This is a genomic window from Sagittula marina, from assembly GCF_014196795.1.
GTDB lineage: Bacteria > Pseudomonadota > Alphaproteobacteria > Rhodobacterales > Rhodobacteraceae > Sagittula > Sagittula marina.
Window position 1 is genome coordinate 71,449 of the sequence record NZ_JACIEJ010000006.1, and the last position, 25,430, is coordinate 96,878.

General features: G+C 60.4%; 22 protein-coding genes and 1 tRNA gene. 16 read left to right on the forward strand and 7 right to left on the reverse strand.

What is annotated here, in order from left to right:
- Positions 1-81: 81 nt before the first annotated feature.
- Together GGQ68_RS12790 and GGQ68_RS12795 are read left to right on the forward strand one after the other, a co-directional pair.
- Positions 82-285 carry a twin transmembrane helix small protein gene (locus GGQ68_RS12790; protein ID WP_183966593.1) on the forward strand — a complete coding sequence of 68 codons (204 nt, stop codon included), beginning with the start codon at positions 82-84 and terminating at the stop codon, positions 283-285.
- Between the two features lie 22 nt (positions 286-307).
- Positions 308-880: a cob(I)yrinic acid a,c-diamide adenosyltransferase gene (locus GGQ68_RS12795; RefSeq protein WP_183966595.1), complete on the forward strand. Its 573-nt coding sequence runs from the start codon at positions 308-310 to the stop codon at positions 878-880.
- Positions 881-942: 62 nt separating this feature from the next.
- Here the strand turns inward: GGQ68_RS12795 and GGQ68_RS12800 are convergent, their stop codons facing one another.
- Positions 943-2,289, reverse strand: a complete 1,347-nt coding sequence (locus tag GGQ68_RS12800; protein ID WP_183967004.1) for a cytochrome P450 — start codon at positions 2,287-2,289, stop codon at positions 943-945.
- Positions 2,290-2,440: 151 nt separating this feature from the next.
- Between GGQ68_RS12800 and GGQ68_RS12805 the strand changes: the two genes are divergently transcribed.
- The 3 genes from GGQ68_RS12805 to GGQ68_RS12815 all read left to right on the forward strand — a co-directional run bounded on the left by GGQ68_RS12805 (position 2,441) and on the right by GGQ68_RS12815 (position 5,465).
- A complete protein-coding gene (locus GGQ68_RS12805) occupies positions 2,441-3,022 on the forward strand; it encodes a hypothetical protein (RefSeq protein ID WP_221235588.1) in 582 nt (193 codons plus the stop codon).
- A gap of 100 nt (positions 3,023-3,122) precedes the next feature.
- On the forward strand, positions 3,123-4,298 hold the full coding sequence (gene tuf / locus GGQ68_RS12810) for an elongation factor Tu (RefSeq protein ID WP_183966599.1): 1,176 nt from the start codon (positions 3,123-3,125) through the stop codon (positions 4,296-4,298).
- 174 nt (positions 4,299-4,472) lie between these two features.
- Complete coding sequence (locus GGQ68_RS12815) at positions 4,473-5,465, forward strand: zinc transporter ZntB (RefSeq protein ID WP_183966601.1); 993 nt, start codon at positions 4,473-4,475, stop codon at positions 5,463-5,465.
- A 97-nt stretch (positions 5,466-5,562) separates the two neighbouring features.
- Here the strand turns inward: GGQ68_RS12815 and GGQ68_RS12820 are convergent, their stop codons facing one another.
- Together GGQ68_RS12820 and GGQ68_RS12825 are read right to left on the reverse strand one after the other, a co-directional pair.
- A complete protein-coding gene (locus GGQ68_RS12820; RefSeq protein ID WP_183966603.1) occupies positions 5,563-5,784 on the reverse strand; it encodes a hypothetical protein in 222 nt (73 codons plus the stop codon).
- Between the two features lie 112 nt (positions 5,785-5,896).
- Complete coding sequence (locus tag GGQ68_RS12825) at positions 5,897-6,109, reverse strand: hypothetical protein (RefSeq protein WP_183966605.1); 213 nt, start codon at positions 6,107-6,109, stop codon at positions 5,897-5,899.
- 424 nt (positions 6,110-6,533) lie between these two features.
- Here GGQ68_RS12825 and GGQ68_RS12830 point away from each other — a divergent pair.
- A tRNA-Trp gene (locus GGQ68_RS12830) sits at positions 6,534-6,609 on the forward strand.
- A 257-nt stretch (positions 6,610-6,866) separates the two neighbouring features.
- Here the strand turns inward: GGQ68_RS12830 and GGQ68_RS12835 are convergent.
- Complete coding sequence (locus GGQ68_RS12835) at positions 6,867-7,322, reverse strand: hypothetical protein (protein ID WP_183966607.1); 456 nt, start codon at positions 7,320-7,322, stop codon at positions 6,867-6,869.
- A gap of 191 nt (positions 7,323-7,513) precedes the next feature.
- Positions 7,514-7,933, reverse strand: a complete 420-nt coding sequence (locus GGQ68_RS12840) for a hypothetical protein (RefSeq protein WP_183966609.1) — start codon at positions 7,931-7,933, stop codon at positions 7,514-7,516.
- A gap of 468 nt (positions 7,934-8,401) precedes the next feature.
- Between GGQ68_RS12840 and secE the strand changes: the two genes are divergently transcribed.
- Positions 8,402-8,605: a preprotein translocase subunit SecE gene (gene secE / locus GGQ68_RS12845; RefSeq protein WP_183966611.1), complete on the forward strand. Its 204-nt coding sequence runs from the start codon at positions 8,402-8,404 to the stop codon at positions 8,603-8,605.
- A 189-nt stretch (positions 8,606-8,794) separates the two neighbouring features.
- Positions 8,795-9,325 carry a transcription termination/antitermination protein NusG gene (gene nusG, locus GGQ68_RS12850; RefSeq protein WP_183966613.1) on the forward strand — a complete coding sequence of 177 codons (531 nt, stop codon included), beginning with the start codon at positions 8,795-8,797 and terminating at the stop codon, positions 9,323-9,325.
- A gap of 64 nt (positions 9,326-9,389) precedes the next feature.
- On the opposite strand, the gene GGQ68_RS12855 is transcribed toward nusG, so the two are convergent.
- A complete protein-coding gene (locus GGQ68_RS12855) occupies positions 9,390-9,878 on the reverse strand; it encodes a hypothetical protein (RefSeq protein ID WP_183966615.1) in 489 nt (162 codons plus the stop codon).
- A 120-nt stretch (positions 9,879-9,998) separates the two neighbouring features.
- Here GGQ68_RS12855 and GGQ68_RS12860 point away from each other — a divergent pair, with 120 nt between their 5' ends.
- The 8 genes from GGQ68_RS12860 to GGQ68_RS12895 all read left to right on the forward strand — a co-directional run bounded on the left by GGQ68_RS12860 (position 9,999) and on the right by GGQ68_RS12895 (position 24,440).
- Positions 9,999-11,138, forward strand: a complete 1,140-nt coding sequence (locus GGQ68_RS12860) for a DNA glycosylase AlkZ-like family protein (RefSeq protein ID WP_183966616.1) — start codon at positions 9,999-10,001, stop codon at positions 11,136-11,138.
- Between the two features lie 170 nt (positions 11,139-11,308).
- Positions 11,309-11,761, forward strand: a complete 453-nt coding sequence (gene rplK / locus GGQ68_RS12865; protein ID WP_183966617.1) for a 50S ribosomal protein L11 — start codon at positions 11,309-11,311, stop codon at positions 11,759-11,761.
- A gap of 5 nt (positions 11,762-11,766) precedes the next feature.
- Positions 11,767-12,465, forward strand: coding sequence for a 50S ribosomal protein L1 (rplA, locus tag GGQ68_RS12870; protein ID WP_183966618.1), 699 nt, complete (start codon positions 11,767-11,769; stop codon positions 12,463-12,465).
- A gap of 422 nt (positions 12,466-12,887) precedes the next feature.
- Complete coding sequence (rplJ, locus tag GGQ68_RS12875) at positions 12,888-13,406, forward strand: 50S ribosomal protein L10 (protein WP_183966619.1); 519 nt, start codon at positions 12,888-12,890, stop codon at positions 13,404-13,406.
- A 72-nt stretch (positions 13,407-13,478) separates the two neighbouring features.
- On the forward strand, positions 13,479-13,859 hold the full coding sequence (gene rplL / locus GGQ68_RS12880) for a 50S ribosomal protein L7/L12 (protein ID WP_183966620.1): 381 nt from the start codon (positions 13,479-13,481) through the stop codon (positions 13,857-13,859).
- Between the two features lie 750 nt (positions 13,860-14,609).
- A complete protein-coding gene (gene rpoB / locus GGQ68_RS12885) occupies positions 14,610-18,752 on the forward strand; it encodes a DNA-directed RNA polymerase subunit beta (RefSeq protein ID WP_183966622.1) in 4,143 nt (1,380 codons plus the stop codon).
- A gap of 78 nt (positions 18,753-18,830) precedes the next feature.
- A complete protein-coding gene (rpoC, locus tag GGQ68_RS12890) occupies positions 18,831-23,078 on the forward strand; it encodes a DNA-directed RNA polymerase subunit beta' (RefSeq protein ID WP_183966624.1) in 4,248 nt (1,415 codons plus the stop codon).
- A 141-nt stretch (positions 23,079-23,219) separates the two neighbouring features.
- On the forward strand, positions 23,220-24,440 hold the full coding sequence (locus GGQ68_RS12895) for a PQQ-dependent sugar dehydrogenase (protein ID WP_183966626.1): 1,221 nt from the start codon (positions 23,220-23,222) through the stop codon (positions 24,438-24,440).
- Here GGQ68_RS12895 and GGQ68_RS12900 read toward each other — a convergent pair.
- Positions 24,437-25,243 carry a putative rhamnosyl transferase gene (locus GGQ68_RS12900; protein ID WP_183967006.1) on the reverse strand — a complete coding sequence of 269 codons (807 nt, stop codon included), beginning with the start codon at positions 25,241-25,243 and terminating at the stop codon, positions 24,437-24,439. The genes GGQ68_RS12895 and GGQ68_RS12900 overlap by 4 nt on opposite strands.
- Positions 25,244-25,430 lie beyond the last annotated feature (187 nt).

The window sequence follows — 25,430 nt, forward strand, 5'->3', positions numbered from 1 at the left end:
CGCTTTTGCGATGAGGCGCGCTAAGTCGTCAGTCAAAGCGGTCGCAGGCCATTCCGGTCGGCGCAAAGGGAAGGAATCGACATGACAAACGATCCCCTGTTCATCGTCATGGCCTTGGTCATGTTTGCCGTGGTGGGCGTTTTGCTGTTCGGCATCGGCAGTTTTGCCAAGGGCGGGGATTTCAGCCGCAAGTGGTCGAACAAGGCGATGCAGTGGCGCATCGCTGCACAATTCGTCGCGGTGGTGTTGATTTTGCTCTTTGCCTATTTCCGCCAAGGCACCTGATCCAAGACCAAGTGGGGGCGACATGGTTGTACTGAACAAGATTTACACGCGCACGGGCGACGCCGGAGACACGGCGCTGGGCAATGGCACACGGGTCAAGAAGTATGACGCGCGGGTGGAGGCCTACGGCACATCTGATGAGCTGAACTCGTTCGTTGGCGTGGCGCGGCTGGCGGCTGAGGGGGACATGGATGACGCACTCGCGCGCATTCAGAACGACCTCTTTGATCTGGGCGCCGACCTGTGCCGCCCGGACATGGCCAAGGACGCGGAGTCCGAATATCCGCCGCTGCGAATGGTGGAGGCCCAGGTGGAGCGCCTGGAGGCCGAGATCGACGCCATGAACGCAGATCTGGCCCCTTTGCGGTCCTTTGTGCTGCCGGGCGGATCGGCTTTGTCGGCGCATCTGCACGTCTGCCGGACAGTGGCGCGCCGGGCCGAGCGTCTGTCGGTGGAGCTGGCCTCTGAAGCGGACATCAACGCGGCAGCGGTGAAGTACCTCAACCGCCTGTCCGACTGGTTTTTCGTCGCCTCGCGCGTGGCCAACAGCAACGGCGCACAGGACGTTTTGTGGGTGCCGGGCGCGAACCGTTAAAGGCAGCCGGGCGTCCCATGGATGGGGGCCCGGCAACTCTAAGGGCGGGGCCTACCTGCGGATCAGACAGGCTCTGCCTCCAGCCAGACGCCGCCATTGGGGCGGAGTGTCAGGATCATGACCGGTTCCGGATCGCGCCCTTTCACTGCGGTGAAGCGGAAATTCGCGACCAGTGAGGCGAGGATGATTATCGCCTCCTGCAGGGCAAAGCTTGCCCCGATACAGATGCGTGGCCCGTCGCCGAAAGGCAGGTAGGCGTAGCGCTCCGGTTTTTGCTCCCAGCGATCCGGGCGGAAGGCGTGCGGCGAATCATAAAGCAGATGGTTGCGGTGCAGCGCGTAGATCGGGATGATGACCGTATCGCTCTTGCGGATCTCCCGGCCGCACAATTCATCCGCTGCCCTGGCTGTGCGCGATACCATTCCCGCGGGCGGATAAAGGCGCAGGGCCTCGTCTATGACCTTGCGGGTGAAGGGCAGCTTCGCCACATCGTCGCCGCTGACGGTTTCTCCGGTCATGAGCGCGCGGGCTTCGGCGCGGACGCGGTCCTGTGCCTCCTGGTCGAACGCCAGCAGGTACAGCGACCACGACAGGGTCAGGGCCGTGGTTTCATGCCCCGCGACGATGAAGGTCAGCAGGTTGTCCCTGAGCTCTGATGGGGACATGCTGCGGCCGGTTTCGGGATCCTTGCCCACTTGCAGCAGGTCCATGAGGTCCGGCACCCCTTCGGCAGGGCGGTCGGCGCGGGCGGCAATGGCCCGGTCTGCCATGTCCTTCATCTGGTTCACGCCCCCGGCGTGAAAGGCGCGCCCGGGCCGTGGCACCCAATCCGGCGCGCCCAGAATGTCGAACAGCGACACTTTGCCCGCCTCGGAGATGTAGGCGTCGATGGCCTTGTGCACCCCGTCGCGGTCAAAGGTGCTGTCGCCGGAGAATGTCACGTCGGAGATCACGTCGAACGTCACGCTGACCATCTCGTCGAGAAAGTTCACCGCGCGCGGCCCGATCTGGCGAATGCGGTCGATGCTGCGCTGGGCGGCGGCGCTCATCACCGGGGCAAGGTTCATCACGTTGCGATGCGAAAACACCGGCGCAGCGGTGCGTCGCTGCCACCGCCAATGCGCGCCCTCGGCGATGAACAGACTGTCGCCGATGGCGGGCTTCAGCAGGTTTTTGGTCACCAGCGACTTCGGGTAATTGTCGAGGTTTTCCAACAGCATCCGGCGGATTGCACCGGGGTCCATGACCATGTGCCAGCGTTTGCCGGTCTTGCCGGACACCATGGGCTGCTTTGTGGCGATTTCGGGAATGATCGACAGGACGTTTCGGCGCGTGGCCTGCAACGAGGCCCATAGGCTCATCGGCTCTGTCACCAACGGTACCTGAACCGGCACGCCGGGCGGCGGCATCTGTGTCATGGGAACCCTCCAGGCGCGGCCAAGAGCGGCGCTTTGCGTGTTGTATCCTTGCAAAGATAGGCGGGAATGCGCCTTTGGCAAAGTGGTGCGCAATTGCACCTATGCCCTGTTCGCGCTACGGGACAAAACAGGATCGAAGGGGATGGAAATGGTTCGTGTATTTGCCATTGTAACGATGATGCTGTCGCTGGTTGCCTGTTCGGATGCGACAAAGGATCTGGCGCAACCGGTGGAACCGTTGGGCGATTTCACTCTTGGGCACGCGATCGTGGTGGCGCCGAACCTTCAGCAACTGCTGGTCTCGCGCAATGCGACCGAAGACGAATGGATCAGCACGGTGGACAAAGCCGTGGAGAAACGGTTTCGCCGCTTCTCTGGCGGGCGATACTATCACCTCGGGATTTCGGTCGAAGCATATAGCCTGCCGCCCCCAATCATCCCTGGCAAATCTGCCCTCGCTTTGCGTCTCACCGTCTGGGACGATGCCGCCAACGCCAAGCTGAACGCCGAGACCGAGCTGATCCACGTGATTCAGGTGTTCGAAACCCGGCTGAAGTACACGCGCGAAGAGCAAATGACCCGCCTCGCGGATCAGGCGGCCCTGCAGATCGAAGACTGGCTGCGCGAGAAGATGGCGGAGGAGGATTGGTTCTCCACCGCGCGATCCGCGCCCATGATTGTGGCCGAGCCGTCACCAGAGGCCGCTTCTGTAAACGCTCAGTGATTTGACGGGGTTGATTTTTCGTCGCCGACTCAATATGTGCCCCGCGATGGAAACCCGGGCCTCCTGTCTGGCCCCTTGAATAACGAGGCGTCTTTAAGAGATGGCAAAGGAAAAGTTTGAGCGCAGCAAGCCGCACTGCAACATCGGCACAATCGGCCACGTTGACCACGGCAAGACCACGCTGACCGCGGCGATCACCAAGTATTTCGGTGACTTCAAGGCCTACGATCAGATCGACGGCGCACCGGAAGAAAAAGCACGCGGCATCACCATCTCGACCGCGCACGTCGAGTACGAGACCGAAGCACGTCACTACGCGCACGTCGACTGCCCCGGCCACGCCGACTACGTCAAGAACATGATCACCGGTGCGGCCCAGATGGACGGCGCTATCCTGGTCGTGAACGCTGCTGACGGCCCCATGCCGCAGACGCGCGAGCACATCCTGCTCGGCCGCCAGGTGGGTATCCCCGCCATGGTCGTTTTCATGAACAAGGTTGACCAGGTCGACGACGAAGAGCTGCTCGAGCTCGTCGAAATGGAAGTCCGCGAACTGCTGTCCGCATACGACTTCCCGGGCGACGATATCCCGATCATCGCGGGGTCCGCTCTGGCCGCGATGGAAGGCCGCGATCCCGAGATCGGCGAGAACAAGATCCGTGAACTGATGGCCGCCGTGGACGAATACATCCCGCAGCCGCCGCGCGCGACGGACCAGCCCTTCCTGATGCCGATCGAAGACGTGTTCTCGATCTCGGGTCGTGGTACGGTTGTGACCGGCCGTGTGGAACGTGGCGTGATCAACGTTGGCGACGAAATCGAAATCGTCGGCATCCGTGACACCACCAAGACGACCTGCACCGGTGTGGAAATGTTCCGCAAGCTGCTCGATCGTGGTGAAGCAGGCGACAACGTCGGCATCCTGCTGCGCGGCATCGACCGTGAAGGTGTTGAGCGCGGTCAGGTTCTGTGCAAGCCGAAGTCGGTGAACCCGCACACCAAATTCGAGTGCGAGGTCTACATCCTGAACAAGGAAGAAGGCGGTCGTCACACACCGTTCTTCAAGAACTACCGTCCGCAGTTCTACTTCCGCACCACGGACGTGACCGGCACGGTTGAGCTTCCCGAGGGCACCGAGATGGTGATGCCGGGCGACAACCTGAAGTTCTCCGTCGAGCTGATCGCCCCGATCGCGATGGAAGAAGGCCTGCGCTTCGCTATCCGTGAGGGTGGCCGCACCGTGGGTTCCGGCGTCGTGTCGAAGATCCTCGCGTAAGCGATGATCCCGAGATGCGCCATGACCGGTGTGTCGAAGATCCTCGCTTGGTCAGCTACTGCTGATCAGCCAATAGAAAGGCCGTCCCCAAGGGCGGCCTTTTTTTATACGCCTCCATGCGTTCGACGGGCGCTTATCACTTGCTGAGACGTCGCCTCGACGTATCTTGAGCGTATGAATGATATCATCCCCCATCCCGATACACTTTTGCAGCGTGCCTATATCTTGAACGGCCCAGATCGCTGTCAGGCAATGTCTCCGGCAGATGCGCCGAGGGTCCTGCAATCCGACACTCTTGGGTGGGTCCACCTGTCGGCGGGCCATGCGGAAACGCCGGGTTGGATCGTGGACAACCTTTCGTATCTCGACGAATCCATTGTCGACGCCCTGGTGACGGAAGAGACCCGCCCGCGCGTGACCCGGGTGGGCGATGGGCTGATCGTTATCCTGCGGGGCATCAATACCATAGACGGCGAGGCCCCCGAGGATATGGTCGCTGTCCGGCTCTGGATCGACCCCAATCGCATCATCAGCCTGTCGCGGCGGCGCGTGCGCGCGGTGGAGGATATCGCGAACATGATCGAGAGCGGGCAGGGGCCGGAGGATGCATCGGAGTTCCTGCGGCTTTTATCAGAGCGGCTGAACGTCCGGATCGAGGCCTTTTGGCGTGATTTTGACGACACTGCCGACGCGCTGGAGGAGCAGGTGCTGGACGGCGGAAACAAGGCGATGCGCCAGCAGGTCGCCGACTTGCGGCGGCAGACCGTGGTCCTGCGCCGTTATCTGCAGCCGCAGCGCGACGCTGTGCGACACCTTCTGCAAAGCGCGCCAGACTGGATACAGGAAGACGATCATCGTCAGATGGGCGAAGAACTGGATGCGCTGCAACGTCTGGTCGAAGATATAGACGCGATGCGTGACCGACTGGCGCTGGTGCGCGATGAGCTGTCCGGGCAATTGTCCGACACGCTGAACCAGAACATGTACCTGATTTCCATCCTGTCAGCGGTGTTTTTGCCGCTGGGCTTCCTGACAGGGCTGTTCGGGATCAACCTCGCCGGAATGCCGGGAGCGGCGCATGAGGCGGCGTTCTGGATCTTTACCGCGTCGCTAGCAGTGCTGGTCGCGGTGCAGATCGTGGTCTTTCGCAAGCTGCGCTGGATCTGATCCCTCCAAATGTTAAGCCGCGCCCCGGTAAGGGACGCGGCTTTCACAGACCTCGCGCGAGGGAGGAGGGGCGCGCGACGTCAATGCGAGGCTGGCTTTACTGCGCCAGCGAACGGATCACGGAACGCTTTTCGTTGTAGTTGCCACCGGCGTGCACTGCGGCGTTGATCTGGTGGATTTGCGTGTCTGTGAGCGCAACGGTTTCTGCATTCGGCAGGTAGCGCAGGGCTTCCGGGGACAGGCGCGGCGCGGTCGTTGCGGACGCGGCACCAGCGAAGAGAACGGAAGCGGTCAGGGCGGTTGCGATAAGCGTTTTCATTGTTTTAGTCCTTTACAAAGTCGCCGGCTGATTGTGTCCGGCATATAACAGGGAGGGGGGCTTTCCGGGTCAGCGAACCGATATGACGGTGCGCAGGCCGGGGAGAGCCGTATCAGTTCAGGATGGAACGGATAGCGGAGCGGGTTTCGTTGTAGTTCTTGCCGGAGTGAACGACGCTGTTGATCGCGGCGACCTGGGTGTCCGACAAGTTGCTGTAGTTTGCATTCGGCAGGTAGGTTTGCACTTCGGAGGAGACCGGAGCGGCCTGCGCTGCGCCTGCAAAAAGTGCGGTCGCGGTGAGTGCGGATGCGATGAGAGTTTTCATAGTGATACCTTTTAAGATTTGGGGCGAGACGCCCCTGTGTGTGTTTCCAAGACTGTGTCGCCTCGGATGAGACAGAGATAGGCTCTCTTGCTGAGTAGTTGAAATCACGGAATAATCTCGGATCAGTCGCGAAAAAGTGAGCTTGAAATTTGAAACTCTGGGACGGCGTGGCGTTGCCCCTTTATTTCCTGAGGAAATCGCTAATCCTGCACGGGAGATCGTTTTCCGCAGGGCCAACTTGTGCGTGAAATGGGGAGGTTGCACAGCTTCTGTGCGGTTTGCGCACAGACGAGGTGGGGGTGCAAAAGCGCCTCTTTGGCGGGCTTTTCCGACGCGGGAAGAGGGCTTTGAATTTTGTCTGATGCGGGCTCTTGAACTCTGTGCGGAGCGCGTGTAAACGACGACACGGTCTTAAGTGGCCTGTAGGGGTATAGCTCAGTTGGTAGAGCGACGGTCTCCAAAACCGTAGGTCCCGGGTTCGAGTCCCTGTGCCCCTGCCATTTCTAAAATTTCCAAGCCTCATCAGTGATCGAATGCGAGCCTATTGGCGTCGTAATATGTCTCGCGTACGTCGGTTGCTGGAGTGGGAGGCCTGATGACTTTGCGGGTGCCCCGCACGCGCGGCTGTGCCAGGGTGCCTTGGACGTGACGCGCTGATCCTGCCCTCTAGTGACCGCAAGGCTTGGGCATGAGCGACAGTCAAACGCAAAAAGGGCTGCCCTAAGGCAGCCCTTTGAATTGGTGCTGTAAGCTTGAATTAGTTCATCAGGTAGGAGCGCATTTCACGCTCTTTGTCGTTGTCGTTGCCTTCTTTGGAAGCAATTGCCACGAGAGCTGCTTTCTGTTCGTCGGTCAGCGTCTCGATGTCGACGTCCGGCAGGAAGGAGGCGATAACCTCATCGAAATATTCGCCATCATCTTCGGCGGCGACTTCTTCGGTCACGACAACGGAGTCAGCAGGAACGACCTTGACCACGGTTGTTGTCTCGGGCTCTTTGAAGACGCCGATGTAAGAACGCATTTTCTGCTCTTTTTCGGCTTCGTCAGCGGAGGTCGCGATACCAACGAGAGCGGCGGCTTGCTCGTCTGTGAGGGTCGAGACGTCGAGCTCCGGGATGTACTGGTTGATGGTCGTGGTCGAGAAGTCGTCAGCGGCAAATGCGCCGGTTGCGATCACGGTCACCAGTGCGGTAGCGGTCATAAAGCGTTTCATCAAGTAGCTCCTAACGTATTATTGTTCTTGGCAGAGAGCTTTCCCTCTGTCTTCTGGTGGGTAAACTTCCCTGACCTGGGTTTGGTTCCCGATATTTTTGCAATCTTATCAAGTGTTTGTGATGCGTTTGCGGCAAACGAAAAAAGGCCGCCCGAATGGGGCGGCCTTTGAGTGCTCAAAATTCAGAGAATTCAGTCCATCAGATAGGAGCGCATTTTCTGTTCTTTGTCGGATTCATCCGCGGAGGTTGCGATGCCAACCAAAGCAGCTTTCTGCTGGTCAGTCAGTGTCGACTGATCGACATCCGGCAGGTACTGGGAGATGGTCGGGTCGTCCATCGAGGCATCAGCAGTCGTCATGGTGGTTGTCGTCGTGTCGACGGTTGCCGGGGACGTCTGCACGCCGAGGTAAGAGCGCATCTTCTGCTCTTTGTCGGCTTCGTCGGCGGACCCGGAGATTGCGATCAGGGCATCCACTTGCTCGTCGCTGAGGGTGGATACGTCGACTTCAGGGACGTACTGGTTAATGGTCGATGTCTGATACTCGGTCGCTGCGAATGCGCCCGTAGCAATGACAGATGTGAGGGCGGCTGCGGTGATGAAACGTTTCATTATCGAGTCTCCTTAGTCTAATTACTTTGGCAAGCAGTGTTCGTCTCGCCTTCTGCACACCCAACACCGATCAGCGAGAGTCGTTCCCAAATAAATTTGAAAATCAGCCATCGGCCTGAAAACCGATTTCAGAATGCCGTGGGCTTCAGGCGGCCAAGCAGAATGACTCTTGGGGAATATGGGTGAGGTGTGTCCGGTTCTCCCGAAACGACTGGCGCATTGGCGAAGCGCGGGACGTATCAAGGCAGCATAAGGGCGACTTTATAATATGGTGAAAAGGGCCGACGCCCGCAACGCCCCAGCAGCGCCAGCCGGACGTATGAGGCCACCTTCCAAGCCGTCAGTGTTTTGCTTCACAGCCTTGCGAGCGCCATAGACCTTGCGTTTGTGAGCGCGCTTGCGTAAATGCGCCTGAACGCAGCCTCCGACTCCGGTCGTTTGGCGCACAGTGATACGGGAATTTTCAGCATGGCGACGACGAACCCGCTTCAGTTCATCCAGCAGGTGCGCGCGGAAGCGGCCAAGATCGTTTGGCCGACGCGCCGCGAAGTGACGCTGACCACAATCATGGTCTTTATCATGGCATCGCTGGTGGCGATCTTCTTTTCATTGGTGGACATCGCGATCCGCGCGGGCATGTCCGGCGTGCTGACCTACTTCGGGACCAACTGAACGCAGGTCGGTTGGCGGGGCAGGGGCCTTGCCATCTTGACTTGCGTGGTATATCGGACTGGCTCAGAATTGAGGCGCGCGGCTGTTACAAGCTCGCGCGCCGTTTCATTTCCAGAAGGCGCCTCCGACACGCGGGGGCAATTCGCGAATGCGCCCGCGGTGCGGGCAAGCTAGGAACAGAGGTCGGACATGGCAAAGCGGTGGTATTCGGTGAGCGTTCTCTCGAATTTCGAGAAAAAGATTGCCGAGCAGATCCGGACGGCGGTTGAGGAGCAGGGGCTCGAAGAGAAGATCGACGAGGTTCTGGTGCCGACCGAAGAGGTCATCGAAGTGCGTCGCGGCAAGAAGGTGACCACCGAGCGTCGCTTCATGCCCGGCTACGTGCTGGTGCACATGGAGATGTCGGATCAGGGCTATCACCTGATCAACTCGATCAACCGCGTCACGGGGTTCCTTGGTCCGCAGGGCCGCCCGATGCCGATGCGCGATGCCGAAGTCGAGGCCATTCTTGGCCGGGTCCAGGAAGGCGAAGACGCCCCGCGTCTCGAGATCCGCTTCGAGATCGGCGAAAAGGTCAAGGTCAACGAAGGCCCATTCGAGGGCTTCGACGGCATGGTCGAGGGTGTCGACGACGACAATCAGCGCCTGCGCGTTGCGGTGTCGATCTTTGGCCGCGAAACTCCGGTCGAGCTGGAGTTTTCCCAGGTGAACAAGCAGTAACCGGCTTTTACAGGTTTCCGAAAAGGGCGTGTTGCATCGGCAGCGCGCCCTTTTCTTTTGTCGCTTAGCGTGGCGGCAGCTTGCAGCCCGCTTCGGTCAGGGCTTTCGCACCGTCCTCCGTCGTCGCCTGCTCGGCGGTGAACGCGGTGGCGCTGAGGCTTCTGAGGCGCGGCGCTTCGTTGCCCAGGGCCTCCCACAGGAAGGTGCCGCATTCCATCAGCCCATGCTCGTAGCGCGCCAGATATGCGAGGGCGACGGCGTCCTCGTTGGGGTAGAGCGTAGCATCGGTCACTTGAAAGCCGATCAGCTTGCCGGTCTGTTCGGCGTGTGCGGTTTCCACGTTGCGGAACATGGTGCGGGGCTGCTGGCTTTGCAGGTCGGGCACCAGAGTGGTCCAGTTCAAATCGTGCGCCCCGCGTTGGCGGTTCATCAGAAAGGTGTTGGTGGCCTGATTGACGGCGTCGATCCGAGCTGCGCCCTGCGGCGGCAGTTGCTCCTGCGCGATAGCGGGGGCTGCGCAGAACAGGCCGAGGGCGAGAAGAAGGGATTTCATACACAGGCTCCGTGTCGTGATGCGGCAAAGCTAGGCTTGCCCGCCCGGAACGTCCATCGCCGGGCTTGCAATCCGGCGGAGCGGCGCTCAAGCATGGCCTGACGGAAGGTGGGAGGCCGCGTGACAGTCTTGCGCATATCGAACGCCGACGCGCGGCGACTTTGGCTTTCGGCACATGGGTTGTCGGGCGCGCCATCGGGGTCGGATGCGATGGGCGTGATCCGTGAGCTGGGCTTTGTGCAGCTTGACACCATTCAGGTCGTCAGTCGCGCGCATCACCATATCCTCTGGTCCCGTGCGCAAAGCTACCGCGAGCCCATGCTCGACAAGCTGCTGCGCAAGCGACAGGTGTTCGAGCATTTCACCCATGATGCCTCTGTGCTGCCGATGGAGATGCTGCCGCTCTGGCAAAGACAGTTCGCGCGGATGAAGCGCAAGGTCGGTGGATCGTGGTACGTGGGCGTCGCCTCTGACGTGTTGACGCAGGAGATCCTGACCCGCGTCCGGGAGGAGGGGCCGCTGTGTACCCGCGACTTTGATACGGTGGTGGAAAAGCGCGCCATGTGGCAGCGCCCGCCGCATAAGAAGGCGCTGGAGTACCTCTGGTATGCCGGAGAGCTTGCCACCTGTCACCGTGAGGGTGTCATAAAGTATTACGATCTGGCCGAACGGGTGTTTCCGGAGGTCGAGGTCTTGCCCGAGCAGGGGCAGATTGATGGCTTGTGTGCCGCGGCGCTGGACCGGCTTGGCTTCGGCTCTGTAACGGAGATCCGCAAGTTCTGGGATGCGGTTGATCCGGCGGAGGTCAATGCCTGGGCCGACGCGGCTGACGTCATTCCGGTGGAGATCGAGGCCGCAGACGGCACGTGGTCCGCCGCGCTGGCCGCGCCGGATATCGAGGCTCGGCTGTCGTCTGTCCCGGAGTCCACCGGGCGGCTGCGTATTCTCAACCCGTTTGATCCGGCGATCCGCGACCGGGTTCGGCTGAAGCGGCTGTTCGGCTTTGACTACACTGTCGAAATGTTCGTGCCAGAGGCCAAACGCCAATGGGGATACTATGTGTATCCACTGCTGGAGGGCGCGCGGTTTGTGGGGCGGATCGACGCCAAGGGCGACCGCAAGCGCGGGACGCTGACCGTCAATCGCGTATGGTGGGAGCCGGGGGTGCGCCCGTCCAAGGCCCGCGATGCGCGGCTGGCGGCGGAACTGGACCGCTTGTGCCGCTTGGCCGGGCTGTCGCAGGTGCAGTGGGCGGCCTGATCCCTCTTGCCAAAGCCCGACCTCTGGTCTAGACGGCCCCTTCATGCCGACCGGGGCGACTCGGGTGGTGTGTCAATCGTGGGAGGCGAGGGCATCGCGATGTCCGGACCTGACCACGCCACAGATGGCCCCGCGACGCGTCAACGGGCGATGGAACAGGAGATTAGCCGATGGCAAAGAAGCTCGCCGGCAAGATGAAACTGCAGATTGCTGCAGGCAAAGCCAACCCCTCCCCGCCGGTCGGTCCGGCGCTGGGTCAGCGCGGCATCAACATCATGGAATTCTGCAAGGCGTTCAACGCCAAGACGCAGGAAATGGAGCCCGGCGCGCCGTGCCCGACCGTGATCACCTACTATCAGGACAAGTCCTTCACCATGGACATCAAGACGCCGCCCGCGTCTTACTACCTGAAGAAGGCCGCCGGTCTGAAGCCCGTGGGCAAGCGTAACCGCCCCCGTGGTGCCGAAGCGCCCGGCCGTGAGACCATTGCGTCCGTGACCGTCAAGCAGGTCCGCGAAATCGCCGAAGCCAAGATGAAAGACCTCTCGGCGAACGACGTGGAAGCGGCAATGAAGATCATCGTTGGCTCCGCCAACTCGATGGGTATCGAGGTGAAGGGTTAATCGTCATGGCAAAACTCGGTAAGCGCACCCGTGCAGCCCGCGAAGCATTCGTTGGCAAAGAAAACCTCACCGTTGAAGAAGCGGTTTCCCTGATCAAGTCGAACTCCAACGTGAAATTCGACGAGACCGTGGAAATTGCGATGAACCTCGGCGTTGACCCGCGTCACGCAGACCAGATGGTCCGCGGCGTGGTTGGCCTGCCGAACGGCACAGGCAAGACCGTCCGCGTGGCAGTCTTTGCTCGTGGCCCGAAGGCGGACGAAGCCAAGGAAGCAGGCGCAGATATCGTTGGCGCAGAGGACCTGATGGAATCCATCCAGTCCGGCACCATCGACTTTGACCGCTGCATCGCAACCCCGGACATGATGCCCGTGGTTGGCCGCTTGGGTAAGATCCTCGGCCCGCGCAACTTGATGCCGAACCCGAAGGTTGGCACCGTGACGATGGACGTGGCGCAAGCCGTTTCCGACGCCAAGGGCGGTCAGGTTCAGTTCAAGGCAGAAAAAGCCGGCGTCGTGCACGCTGGTGTGGGCAAAGCCTCCTTTGACGAAGCGAAGCTGGTGGAAAACATCCGCGCGTTCGTCAACGCAGTGTCCGCAGCAAAGCCTGCCGGCGCAAAGGGCTCCTACATGAAGAAGATCTCGCTGTCTTCCTCCATGGGCCCGGGCGTGTCTGTCTCTGTCGACGACGCGAACGCACAGTAAGATATTTCCCATCTCGGGATGAAAAGGGCGCCTTCGGGCGCCCTTTTGCGTTTTTGGAGACAGGCGCATCAGGGGCGGTTCAAGGTGCCGATGCCGGGTGTGGCAGGTCTCCCCGACGTTCCTGTCGCGGCGGAGCCCTGCGCATCGGACTGAAAGCCAAAAAAGTCCTTCACAACAGCCCGCGTTGCGCGTAGAGACCGATCTTGCAGAAGCCCTGCGATTCGTGGGGCTTTCGCATTCGTCCGAGACGGTGGGTTGGCTTTGGTCAATAATTCCTGCCTGAGACGGGAAGAGACATTCTTTCTCCTCGATGTTCGCATCGGGAAGCACAGGATGCGTCGACCCTCATCGGACTTTGTCGTTCGGGTTCGCCCGGACAAAAAGAGCCGGAGGGTCCGCCCTCCAACAATTGGAGTGAAACTGTGGATAGAGCCCAGAAAGAGAAATTGGTCGAGGAACTCGGCCAGATCTTCGAAAGCTCTGGCGTCGTGGTGGTTGCCCGCTACGAGGGTCTCACGGTTGCAGAGATGACGGACCTGCGTAACCGCGCTCGCGGTGCAGAAGCGACGGTCCGTGTCGCCAAGAACAAGCTCGCCAGAATTGCTGTCCAGGGGACCCCCGCTGAGGGGATCAACCAGTATCTGGACGGTATGACGGTGCTGACCTTCTCCGAAGACCCTGTGGCTGCGGCCAAGGTCGTCGAAGACTTCGCCAAGGACAACAAGAAGATTGAGATCCTTGGCGGTGCTATGGGCGGCACCACGCTGGACCGTGCCGGTGTTGAGGCCGTGTCGAAAATGCCGTCGCGCGATGAGCTTATTGCTTCCATCGTCGGCTGTATCGGCGCACCCGCATCGAACATTGCCGGCGCAATTGGCGCACCTGCTTCGAACATCGCCTCCATCCTGTCTACCATCGAGGAAAAGGCAGAGGCGGCGTAAGCAACCTGTTGACCCGCGTAGGGAATGCTCCCTGGCGTTGGAACCCATATCTAAATCGGAAAGAGTCTCAAAATGGCAGATCTCAAAGCACTGGCCGAACAAATCGTTGGCCTGACCCTCCTGGAAGCCCAGGAACTGAAGACCATCCTAAAGGATGAGTACGGCATCGAGCCCGCAGCTGGCGGCGCAGTCATGATGGCTGGCCCGGCAGACGGCGCAGGCGCAGCGGCTGCTGAAGAGCAGACCGAATTCGACGTGATCCTGAAGTCCGCTGGCGACAAGAAGATCAACGTGATCAAAGAAGTTCGCGGCATCACGGGTCTCGGCCTGAAAGAAGCCAAAGAGCTGGTCGAAGCCGGTGGCAAAGCCGTCAAGGAGCAGGTCTCCAAGGACGAAGCCGAAGAAATCAAGAAGAAGCTCGAAGAGGCAGGCGCCGAAGTCGAGCTCAAGTAATTCTGTCTTCGGACTGGTTACGAGAAACGCTCCCTTCGGGGAGCGTTTTTTTGTTTGCTGCTATGTGATTGTGTGGCTCTGCAACGGCCTTTGCGGTGGCGACACGTCTGGACAGGCCACGCGGTGGGCGGGGCGGGAATATCGGCACGGTAGACCAGTTCCCCACCGCCAGCGACTACGTCATCCCTGCGCGCAAACAGGTAAAGCCAACTTTCCATGCCTTTCAGGCCCAAGACGTTCTGATTATGCGTCCTTCTGAATGGAATTTGTGCCCTCGGACTATTTTGTCGGAAAAATTAACCATACAAGCCTGCCAGCTTGACCATCGCGGCGGTTTTTGTCATTCTGGCGAGGCGCTGATTTACGCAAACCTCTGCGAGGGGTATTGCGTTCGCGTCATTCACATAATATTCGGAAGTCTCTTGCGGGGTCGTGCGATTCGATCCCGTCGACGCGCGTTCCGGACATGAGGTGGCTCACTACACGTTGAAATCAAGACGACAGCCCCTGAAACCGGACATCGCCCACACATCCGGACATTGGCAAACCTGAACCACAGACACCCGTCTTGGCAAGCCCCGTGCACAACGCGTGCGGAGTTTTCCAAGGCAGGAAACCCTGGTCGAGTGGCGCGCGGTGGGACGCGTGCCGAGAATGGACCTGTTTCATGCCGTCACTGACGTGAACCGACGCTGTGCCCCCGGCAGCGTATAGGTTCGGGCAGAGAAAAATCGAAAGGGTGCTCCCCTCATGGCGCAAAGTTTCCTCGGTCAGAAACGCCTTCGCCGCTATTACGGCAAGATCCGCGAAGTTCTTGAAATGCCGAACCTCATCGAGGTTCAGAAATCCAGCTACAAGCTGTTCCTCGATTCCGGTGATCAGCCCCAGCCGCTTGACGGCGAGGGGATCAAAGGCGTCTTTCAATCGGTTTTCCCGATCAAAGACTTCAACGAGACCGCCGTTCTCGAATTCGTCAACTACGAGCTGGAAAAGCCGAAGTACGACGTCGAGGAATGCATGCAGCGTGACATGACCTACAGCGCTCCGCTGAAGGTCACTTTGCGTTTGATCGTGTTCGATATCGACGAAGATACCGGCGCGAAATCCGTCAAGGACATCAAGGAACAGGACGTCTTCATGGGCGACATGCCCTTGATGACAAAGAACGGCACGTTCATCGTGAACGGCACCGAGCGGGTCATCGTTTCCCAGATGCACCGGTCGCCCGGCGTGTTCTTTGACCACGACAAGGGCAAAACGCACTCCTCGGGCAAGCTGCTGTTCGCCTGCCGTATCATTCCGTACCGTGGCTCCTGGCTCGACTTCGAGTTCGACGCCAAGGACATCGTGTTCGCCCGTATTGACCGTCGCCGCAAATTGCCGGTCACGACGCTTCTGTACGCCCTTGGTCTCGACCAGGAAGCGATCATGGACGCCTATTACAACACGGTCGATTTCGAATATCGCCGTGGCGAAGGCTGGGCGACCCGGTTCTTCCCCGAGCGTGTGCGCGGCACCCGCCCGACGTTCGACCTTGTGGACGCCGACAGCGGCGAGATCATTGCCGAAGCCGGCAAGAAGGTCACCCCGCGCGCCGTGAAGAAGCTGATCGACGAGGGCAACGTCAGCAAGTTGCTGGTGCCTTTCGAGCACATCGTCGGCAAGTTCGTGTCCAAGGACATCATCAACGAAGAAACCGGCGCGATCTACGTCGAGGCTGGCGATGAGCTGACCTGGACAATTGATAAGGACGGCGAAGTCTCCGGCGGTACGCTCAAAGAGCTGCTGGACGCAGGCATCACCGAGATCCCGGTTCTGGACATCGACAACATCAACGTCGGTCCGTACATGCGCAACACCATGGCGCAGGACAAGAACATGGGCCGCGACACCGCGCTGCTCGACATCTACCGCGTCATGCGCCCGGGCGAGCCGCCCACCGTCGACGCTGCGTCGAACCTGTTCGACACGCTGTTCTTTGACGGCGAGCGTTACGACCTGTCCGCCGTTGGCCGTGTGAAGATGAACATGCGTCTGGCGCTTGAAAAGCCCGACACCCAGCGCACGCTGGACCGTGACGATATCGTCAAGTGCATCAAGGCGCTTGTCGATCTGCGTGACGGACGTGGCGACATCGACGACATCGACCACCTCGGCAACCGTCGTGTGCGCTCCGTTGGCGAGCTGATGGAAAACCAGTACCGTGTTGGCCTGCTCCGCATGGAGCGCGCGATCAAGGAACGCATGTCTTCGGTCGAAATCGACACGGTGATGCCGCAGGATCTGATCAACGCCAAACCGGCGGCCGCGGCTGTTCGCGAATTCTTTGGCTCCTCGCAGCTGTCGCAGTTCATGGACCAGACCAACCCGCTGTCCGAAGTGACGCACAAGCGTCGCCTCTCGGCGCTTGGACCTGGCGGTCTGACACGCGAACGCGCCGGCTTTGAGGTGCGCGACGTGCACCCGACGCACTACGGTCGCATGTGCCCGATTGAGACGCCGGAAGGCCCGAACATCGGTCTGATCAACTCGCTGGCCACCTTTGCCCGCGTGAACAAGTATGGCTTCATCGAGACCCCGTATCGCGTGGTCAAGGACCGTCAGGTCACCGACGAAGTGCACTACATGTCCGCGACCGAGGAAATGCGTCACACCGTGGCGCAGGCCAACGCGCAGCTGGACGAAAACGGCCGCTTTACCGCGGACCTCGTGTCGACCCGGAAATCCGGTGACTACACGCTTGCTCCGTCGGAAACTGTCGACCTGATCGACGTTTCGCCGAAGCAGTTGGTCTCCGTGGCGGCCTCGCTGATCCCCTTCCTCGAAAACGACGACGCCAACCGCGCTCTCATGGGCTCGAACATGCAACGTCAGGCGGTTCCGACCCTGCGCGCAGAAGCGCCGCTGATCGGCACCGGCATCGAAGAAGTGGTGGCGCGTGACTCCGGCGCGGCCGTCATGGCAAAGCGTGCGGGCATCATCGACCAGGTCGATGCGCAGCGTATCGTGATCCGTGCGACCGAAGACCTCGAACTTGGGGACGCGGGCGTCGACATTTACCGTATGCGCAAGTTCCAGCGGTCCAACCAGAACACCTGTATCAACCAGAAGCCTCTGGTGAAGGTGGGTGACACGGTGCGCAAGGCCGAGGTTATTGCTGACGGTCCGTCCACCGACATCGGTGAACTGGCTCTGGGCAAGAACGTCATCGTGGCCTTCATGCCGTGGAACGGTTACAACTACGAAGACTCGATCCTGATCTCCGAGCGGATCTCCAAGGACGACGTGTTTACCTCCATCCACATCGAAGAATTCGAAGTGGCGGCGCGCGACACCAAGCTTGGCCCGGAAGAGATCACCCGCGACATTCCCAACGTTGGTGAAGAAGCGCTGCGCAACCTCGACGAGGCGGGCATCGTGTACATCGGCGCGGACGTGGAGCCGGGCGATATCCTCGTGGGTAAGATCACGCCCAAGGGCGAAAGCCCGATGACCCCGGAAGAAAAGCTGCTGCGCGCCATCTTTGGCGAAAAGGCATCTGACGTGCGCGACACCTCGTTGCGTGTGAAGCCGGGCGACTACGGTACTGTTGTCGAAGTGCGTGTCTTCAACCGTCACGGCGTCGAAAAAGACGAACGTGCGCTGCAGATCGAACGCGAAGAGATCGAAGCGCTGGCCCGTGACCGGGACGACGAGATGGCGATCCTGGACCGGAACATCTATGCGCGCCTGCGCTCGATGGTCGAAGGCAAGGTGGCCGTCAAAGGTCCGCGTGGCGTGAAGTCGAACTCCACAGTCGATGCGGAGCTTCTCGAAAGCCTGCCGCGCAGCCTGTGGTGGCAGCTTGCCCTTGCGGAAGAAGACGACGCCAAGCACGTCGAGGCGCTGCACGAGCAGTACGAAATCCAGAAGCGTGCGCTGGACGCCCGTTTCGAGGACAAAGTCGAGAAAGTGCGCCGCGGCGACGATCTGCCCCCGGGCGTGATGAAGATGGTCAAAGTCTTCATCGCCGTGAAGCGCAAGCTTCAGCCGGGCGACAAGATGGCCGGTCGTCACGGGAACAAGGGTGTTGTGTCGCGCGTGGTTCCGCAGGAGGACATGCCGTTCCTTGCGGATGGTACGCCGGTCGACTTCTGTCTTAACCCGCTGGGCGTTCCGTCGCGTATGAACGTCGGTCAGATCCTCGAAACCCACATGGGTTGGGCGTCTCGTGCGCTGGGGATCCAGGTCGACGAGGCTCTGCAGGAGTACAAGCGTTCGGGCGATATGACCCCGGTGCGTGACGCTCTGAAGATCGTCTACGGCGACGAAGTCTACGCAGAAGGCTTTGCCGACGCGGATCAGGACGACCTGCTGGAAATGGCGGGCAACGTGACACGTGGTGTGCCGATCGCAACGCCGGTCTTTGACGGTGCGAAAGAGGCAGATGTGGACGACGCGCTGCGGCGTGCCGGTTTCGACACAAGCGGCCAGTCCCGCCTGTTCGACGGCCGCACCGGCGAAGAGTTCTCGCGCAAGGTGACAGTGGGTATGAAGTACCTGCTCAAGCTGCATCACCTGGTCGACGACAAGATCCACGCCCGCTCCACGGGACCGTACTCCCTCGTCACGCAGCAGCCGCTGGGTGGTAAGGCGCAGTTCGGTGGTCAGCGCTTCGGTGAGATGGAAGTCTGGGCTCTGGAAGCTTACGGCGCCGCCTACACCCTGCAGGAAATGCTGACGGTGAAGTCGGATGACGTGGCGGGCCGGACGAAGGTCTACGAGTCGATCGTCAAGGGTGAGGACAACTTCGAAGCCGGCGTGCCGGAATCGTTCAACGTTCTCGTCAAGGAGGTCCGCGGCCTGGGCCTCAACATGGAACTCCTGGATGCGGAGGAGGAAGACGCAGAGTGACGCCAGTCACCCATGTCTTCGGCGGGGCGCGATCTGCGCCCCCTCCCAACCGCTTCTCTCTGAATTTGTGAGGAACACATGAACCAGGAACTGACCAACAACCCGTTCAATCCGGTGGCCCCGGTCAAGACCTTTGACGAGATCAAGGTGTCGCTGGCGAGCCCGGAACGGATCCTTTCATGGTCCTTCGGCGAAATCAAAAAGCCGGAAACCATCAACTACCGTACGTTCAAGCCTGAGCGGGACGGCCTGTTCTGCGCGCGCATCTTTGGTCCGATCAAGGACTACGAATGCCTGTGCGGCAAATACAAGCGCATGAAATACCGCGGCGTTGTCTGCGAAAAGTGCGGTGTCGAAGTCACGCTGCAGAAGGTCCGCCGCGAGCGTATGGGCCACATCGAGCTGGCCGCGCCTTGCGCCCACATCTGGTTCCTGAAGTCGCTGCCTTCGCGCATCGGCCTGATGCTGGACATGACGCTGCGCGACCTCGAACGCGTTTTGTACTTTGAAAACTACGTGGTGATCGAGCCGGGCCTGACCGACCTGACCTACGGCCAGATGCTGAACGAAGAGGAATTCCTCGACGCGCAGGATCAATACGGCATGGACGCCTTCACGGCGAACATCGGTGCCGAAGCCATCCGCGAGATGCTGGCTGCCATCGACCTCGAGTCCGAGGCAGAGAACCTGCGCGCCGACCTCAAGGAAGCCACTGGCGAGCTGAAGCCCAAGAAGATCATCAAGCGCCTGAAGGTCGTGGAATCCTTCCTCGAGTCGGGCAACCGTCCCGAGTGGATGATCATGACCGTGATCCCGGTCATCCCGCCGGAACTGCGTCCGCTGGTTCCGCTGGATGGTGGTCGTTTTGCGACCTCCGACCTGAACGACCTGTACCGCCGCGTGATCAACCGGAACAACCGTCTGAAGCGTCTGATTGAACTGCGCGCGCCTGACATCATCGTCCGCAACGAAAAGCGGATGCTGCAGGAATCCGTCGACGCCCTGTTCGACAACGGCCGTCGTGGCCGCGTCATCACCGGTGCCAACAAGCGCCCGTTGAAGTCGCTGTCCGACATGCTGAAGGGTAAGCAGGGTCGCTTCCGTCAGAACCTTTTGGGTAAGCGCGTCGACTTCTCCGGCCGTTCGGTCATCGTGACCGGCCCCGAGCTGAAGCTGCACCAGTGCGGTCTGCCCAAGAAGATGGCGCTCGAACTGTTCAAGCCGTTCATCTATTCGCGACTGGAGGCCAAAGGCCTGTCCAGCACCGTGAAGCAGGCGAAGAAGCTGGTGGAAAAAGAGCGTCCCGAAGTCTGGGACATCCTCGACGAGGTTATCCGCGAGCACCCGGTTCTGCTGAACCGCGCGCCCACGCTGCACCGTCTGGGCATCCAGGCGTTCGAACCCACATTGATCGAAGGCAAGGCTATCCAGCTGCACCCGCTGGTCTGTTCGGCGTTCAACGCGGACTTTGACGGCGACCAGATGGCTGTGCACGTTCCGCTGTCCCTCGAGGCACAGCTCGAAGCGCGCGTCCTGATGATGTCGACGAACAACGTTCTGTCGCCAGCCAACGGCAACCCGATCATCGTTCCGTCGCAGGATATGATCTTGGGCCTGTACTACGTCACCATTGCCCGCGAAGGCATGAAGGGCGAAGGCATGGTCTTCTCCTCCCCGGAGGAAGTTGAACACGCGCTGACGTCTGGGGAGGTGCACCTGCACGCCAACATCAAGTGCCGCGTCAAGCAGATCGACGAGAACGGTCTTGAAGTCTGGCAGCGGTTCGACACCACGCCCGGTCGTGTGCGTCTTGGCGGCTTGCTGCCGCTGAACACCAAGGCACCGTTCGACCTGGTGAACCGTCTCCTGCGCAAAGGCGACGTGCAGACCGTCATCGACACTGTCTACCGTTACTGCGGTCAGAAAGAGTCCGTGATCTTCTGTGACCAGATCATGCGCATCGGCTTTACCGAAGCGTTCAAGGCCGGCATCTCGTTCGGCAAGGACGACATGGTCATCCCGGACAACAAGTGGGAACTGGTCGAGGAAACACGCGATCAGGTGAAGGACTTTGAACAGCAGTACATGGACGGCCTGATCACCCAAGGCGAAAAGTACAACAAAGTTGTCGACGCCTGGTCGAAGTGTAACGACAAAGTCACCGAAGCCATGATGGGCACGATCTCCGCCAAGCGTTACAACGACGCCGGTCAGGAAGAAGAGCCCAACTCGGTTTACATGATGGCCCACTCCAAGGCCCGTGGTTCCGTTACGCAGATGAAACAGCTGGGCGCGATGCGCGGCCTGATGGCGAAGCCGAACGGCGACATCATCGAAACGCCGATCATCTCGAACTTCAAAGAAGGTCTGACCGTTCTCGAGTACTTCAACTCGACACACGGCGCACGGAAAGGTCTGTCGGACACCGCTCTGAAAACAGCGAACTCCGGTTATCTGACCCGTCGTCTGGTGGACGTGGCGCAGGACTGCATCATTCGCATGAATGACTGTGGCACGGACATGTCGATCACTGCCGTTGCTGCCGTGAACGATGGTGAAGTCGTCGCAACGCTGGGCGAACGCATTCTAGGCCGTACCGCGGCCGAGGAGCTGAAGCACCCGCTGACCGGGGACATCATGGTGCGCCATGGCGAACTGATCGACGAACGCACCGCTGATATGGTCGAAGAGTCCGGTCTTCAGACGGCGCGCATCCGCTCGCCGCTGACCTGTGAAGCCGAAGAAGGCGTTTGCGCGACCTGCTACGGTCGTGACCTTGCACGCGGTACGAAGGTGAACACCGGCGAAGCCGTGGGGATCATTGCGGCGCAGTCGATCGGTGAACCCGGCACGCAGCTGACCATGCGGACATTCCACATGGGCGGCGTTGCGCAGGGTTCGTCGCGGTCCTTCCTTGAGGCCTCGCAGAATGGTAAGATCCAGTTCGTCCTGCCCAGCGTTCTTGAGAACGCGGCTGGCGAAATGATCGTCATGAACCGCAACATGCAGGTCATGATCGTCAACGACCAGGGTGAGGAAATCGCATCCCACAAAGTGGGTTACGGCTCCAAGCTGTATGTCAAAGACGGTCAGGACATCGGTCGCGGCGACAAGCTGTTCGAATGGGACCCCTATACTCTGCCGATCATCGCAGAGAAGGACGGTGTCGCGAAGCATATCGACCTCGTGAACGGCCTGGCCGTGCGCGAAGAGACCGACGATGCGACAGGTATGACCCAGAAGATCGTGGTCGACTGGCGAGCTGCGCCGAAGGGCAACGAGCTGAAGCCGGAAATCATCCTGCAGGATGACGACGGTGAGCCGGTGCGCAACGAGCAAGGCAACCCGATCACCTACACCATGTCCGTTGACGCGATCCTGTCGTGTGAAGACGGTCAGACGGTGAAGGCGGGTGACGTTGTTGCGCGTATTCCGCGCGAAGGCGCAAAGACGAAGGACATCACCGGTGGTCTGCCGCGTGTGGCCGAACTCTTTGAAGCACGTCGTCCCAAAGATCACGCGATCATCGCGGAGATCGACGGCTACGTGCGCTTTGGCAAGGACTACAAGAACAAGCGCCGTATCTCGATCGAGCCGCAGGACGAAAGCCTCGAGCCGCGGGAATACATGATCCCGAAAGGCAAGCACATCCCGGTGGCTGAAGGCGACTTCATCCAGAAGGGCGACTACATCATGGACGGCAACCCGGCGCCGCATGACATCCTCTCCATCATGGGGATCGAAGCGCTGGCGAACTACATGATCGACGAGGTGCAGGACGTCTATCGACTGCAGGGCGTGAAGATCAACGACAAGCACATCGAGGTGATCGTTCGCCAGATGCTGCAAAAGTGGGAGATCCTCGACAGCGGCGATACAACTCTGCTGAAGGGCGAGCACGTCGACAAGATGGAGTTCGACGAGGCCAACGCGAAGTCCGAGAAGAAGAATGGTCGTCCCGCAAAGGGCGAACCGATCCTGCTCGGCATCACGAAGGCGTCGTTGCAGACCCGTTCGTTCATCTCTGCGGCGTCGTTCCAGGAAACGACCCGCGTGCTGACCGAAGCGTCCGTACAGGGCAAGAAGGACACGCTGATCGGTCTCAAGGAGAACGTGATCGTGGGCCGTCTGATCCCGGCGGGCACCGGTGGGGCAACCCAGCAGCTTCGTCGTGTGGCGTCGGATCGCGACAACGTCGTGGTCGAGGCGCGCCGCGAGGAGGCCGAAGCGGCCGCCGCTCTGGCTGCTCCCTCCGCGGTGGACGAGCCGACCAGCGGCGATGCGTTCGATACGCTGACCGTGGAGACGCCGGAAAGCCGCGATTGATCGTGCGCTAACCAACCGATCCTGACATCAAAGGGGCCTCCGCCAACGCGGGGGCCCTTTTCCATTGGGATCACGAAACCGTCAGGGATGGAGCGCGCTCTGCTTCCATGCGTTGTGGACCCATAAAACAGGGAGAACATAATGAATCGTATCGCTTCGACACTGACAGCCTTGGCCGCATTGGCCGCCACGCCCGCCGCCGCCCAAACCCATGAATGGGGGACGAAGAACGCCGAGTTCGAACCGGCCTTCGAGAACCAGACCCGCGCACCTTTGGTCGCATCAGACTACAGCTACACGACACAGACCATCGCTGATGGTCTTGTTCACCCCTGGGCCGTGGAGGCGCTTCCCGATGACGGCGGCCTGCTGATCACCGAACGCCCGGGCCGGTTGCGTGTGCTTCAGATGGACGGCACCCTGTCTGAACCAATCGCGGGTCTGCCGGAAATCTTCAACGAAGCGCCCGGCGGTGGAAACACGCAGGCCGGGCTTCTGGACGTTAAAGTCGGGCCCACCTTCGCCGAAGATCGTTGGATCTATTTCACCTATTCTAAGGGGATGGGCGATGGCATGTCTGTCACCGCCGCCGCGCGCGGCAAGCTGTCCGAGGACATGACCGAGCTGACCGAAGTTTCAGATATCTTCGTGCAGGACCCGCCGAGCCCTGTGGCCATGCACTACGGCAGCCGTATCGTTTTTGATGGCGCCGACCATGCCTTCATAACCACGGGGGAGCACTCCAGTCAGGCGGAGCGCGTCAAATCGCAGGACCTGTCCACCACCTACGGCAAGGTCATACGCGTTGCGCTGGACGGCTCTACACCGGACGACAATCCTTTTGTCGGGCAGGAGGATGCCGTGGATACCATCTGGTCCTACGGGCACCGCAATGTCCAAGGCGCAGCGATGCGCGGCGATCAGCTTTTTACGCTTGAGCACGGCCCGGCTGGCGGCGATGAAATCAACATCACCGAGGCGGGCAAGAACTACGGTTGGCCGGTGATCTCTTACGGGATCAATTACAGCGGCACCCAAGTGGGGGAGGGCATCGCGGTTCAGGAGGGCATGGAACAGCCCGACTATTACTGGGACCCGGTGATCGCACCCGGTGACATGTCTTTTTACGAAGGTGAAATGTTCCCGGAGTGGGATGGCGACTTGCTGGTTGCCGCTCTTGTTGCGCCGGGCATCGTCCGCCTTGGGTGGGACGGCGACAAGGTCGCAGAGGAGGAGCGCTTGCTGACACAATTCGGCCGCGTGCGCGACGTGGAGATCCTCGATGACGGGTCATTCGTCCTCGCAACCGACTACGAGAATGGCGAAATCATCCTTGTGACCAAGTCGGACAGCGACAGCTAAGTTCCGGCAAACACACGGCGGACATGATCCGCATCAATGGCGAAGCGGTCCAGCAGGTCTGCTTCGCCGTCTTGACTCAGGCGGGGCAGGGGCATCGGTTTGACATGCTTTTTCTGCCGGGAGTCATTGTGAGCATTGTGGCCACGCAGATACATGACTTCATCGGTGAAGGTCAGGCAGGGCATGTATTCCATTATCTTGCGATGACCGAAGTTCATGATCGTTTGCCGCACCCCCGCCTGAACATGTGTGGCCTGTGCCACGCCCCAGAACGGCGTGACCTGAACCTCCCCGCAGATGCCATTCGCGTCAGGTCGGGCGACGTAGCCACGGTTCCAGTCAAAGCCGACCATCCGATGTTGCTTTAGCAGCGGTCCTACGTCGGAAGCCGCCTTTCGCAGCCGTTCAACGAAGGTGATCGCCACGGCATCGTCGTCATCATGCCTGAATTGAAGGCAGGGTTGATCCATGTCGCGCGCGGAATTGATGACGCGTTGGCATACTTTCCGATGCGGCCCCGACGGGCGGGCGGCCACCGCCGCCTGTGGGACATCTGCGATCAAGTCCCGCAAGCGACCGACCCACGGCTCTGGCAGGTTCTCTCCGATCAGGATGACGAAGGTGAAGTCCGGGTCGGTCTGCGCTCGAATCGAGGGCAGGCAGATGGTCTCGAAATGCCGCAGACGTTCTTCCATGCGGGCAGGTGCGTAAAGATAGGTCAATCGCTCGTCCATGGTCGCGTGCCCGACCTGAAAGCCCCCCTCGGCAGGATAGGAGAAGCGACAAAAACCAATGACTTGCATATCCACGCCCATCCGTGACATCTGAGCTCACAGTGGCAGCGTGCTAGGTTTGTGTCCAGTCAGAGGTCGGCGCAAGACCGGGTGGACACGCCTCTTGCGGACCTGCGACATGCTACGGCGGGCAGAGCTGTTGACAGCCGCTGCGACTCTGCGTATACGCCCGCTAATCCGTTGCGCCCGGGACCCC

Coding starts and splice junctions, on each gene's coding strand:
- GGQ68_RS12790 (WP_183966593.1), top strand. CDS start 82: ATGACAAACGATCCCCTGTTCATCGTCATGGCCTTGGTCATGTTTGCC.
- GGQ68_RS12795 (WP_183966595.1), top strand. CDS start 308: ATGGTTGTACTGAACAAGATTTACACGCGCACGGGCGACGCCGGAGAC.
- GGQ68_RS12800 (WP_183967004.1), bottom strand. CDS start 2,289: ATGCCGCCGCCCGGCGTGCCGGTTCAGGTACCGTTGGTGACAGAGCCG.
- GGQ68_RS12805 (WP_221235588.1), top strand. CDS start 2,441: ATGGAAATGGTTCGTGTATTTGCCATTGTAACGATGATGCTGTCGCTG.
- tuf (WP_183966599.1), top strand. CDS start 3,123: ATGGCAAAGGAAAAGTTTGAGCGCAGCAAGCCGCACTGCAACATCGGC.
- GGQ68_RS12815 (WP_183966601.1), top strand. CDS start 4,473: ATGAATGATATCATCCCCCATCCCGATACACTTTTGCAGCGTGCCTAT.
- GGQ68_RS12820 (WP_183966603.1), bottom strand. CDS start 5,784: ATGAAAACGCTTATCGCAACCGCCCTGACCGCTTCCGTTCTCTTCGCT.
- GGQ68_RS12825 (WP_183966605.1), bottom strand. CDS start 6,109: ATGAAAACTCTCATCGCATCCGCACTCACCGCGACCGCACTTTTTGCA.
- GGQ68_RS12835 (WP_183966607.1), bottom strand. CDS start 7,322: ATGAAACGCTTTATGACCGCTACCGCACTGGTGACCGTGATCGCAACC.
- GGQ68_RS12840 (WP_183966609.1), bottom strand. CDS start 7,933: ATGAAACGTTTCATCACCGCAGCCGCCCTCACATCTGTCATTGCTACG.
- secE (WP_183966611.1), top strand. CDS start 8,402: ATGGCGACGACGAACCCGCTTCAGTTCATCCAGCAGGTGCGCGCGGAA.
- nusG (WP_183966613.1), top strand. CDS start 8,795: ATGGCAAAGCGGTGGTATTCGGTGAGCGTTCTCTCGAATTTCGAGAAA.
- GGQ68_RS12855 (WP_183966615.1), bottom strand. CDS start 9,878: ATGAAATCCCTTCTTCTCGCCCTCGGCCTGTTCTGCGCAGCCCCCGCT.
- rplK (WP_183966617.1), top strand. CDS start 11,309: ATGGCAAAGAAGCTCGCCGGCAAGATGAAACTGCAGATTGCTGCAGGC.
- rplA (WP_183966618.1), top strand. CDS start 11,767: ATGGCAAAACTCGGTAAGCGCACCCGTGCAGCCCGCGAAGCATTCGTT.
- rplL (WP_183966620.1), top strand. CDS start 13,479: ATGGCAGATCTCAAAGCACTGGCCGAACAAATCGTTGGCCTGACCCTC.
- rpoB (WP_183966622.1), top strand. CDS start 14,610: ATGGCGCAAAGTTTCCTCGGTCAGAAACGCCTTCGCCGCTATTACGGC.
- rpoC (WP_183966624.1), top strand. CDS start 18,831: ATGAACCAGGAACTGACCAACAACCCGTTCAATCCGGTGGCCCCGGTC.
- GGQ68_RS12895 (WP_183966626.1), top strand. CDS start 23,220: ATGAATCGTATCGCTTCGACACTGACAGCCTTGGCCGCATTGGCCGCC.
- GGQ68_RS12900 (WP_183967006.1), bottom strand. CDS start 25,243: ATGCAAGTCATTGGTTTTTGTCGCTTCTCCTATCCTGCCGAGGGGGGC.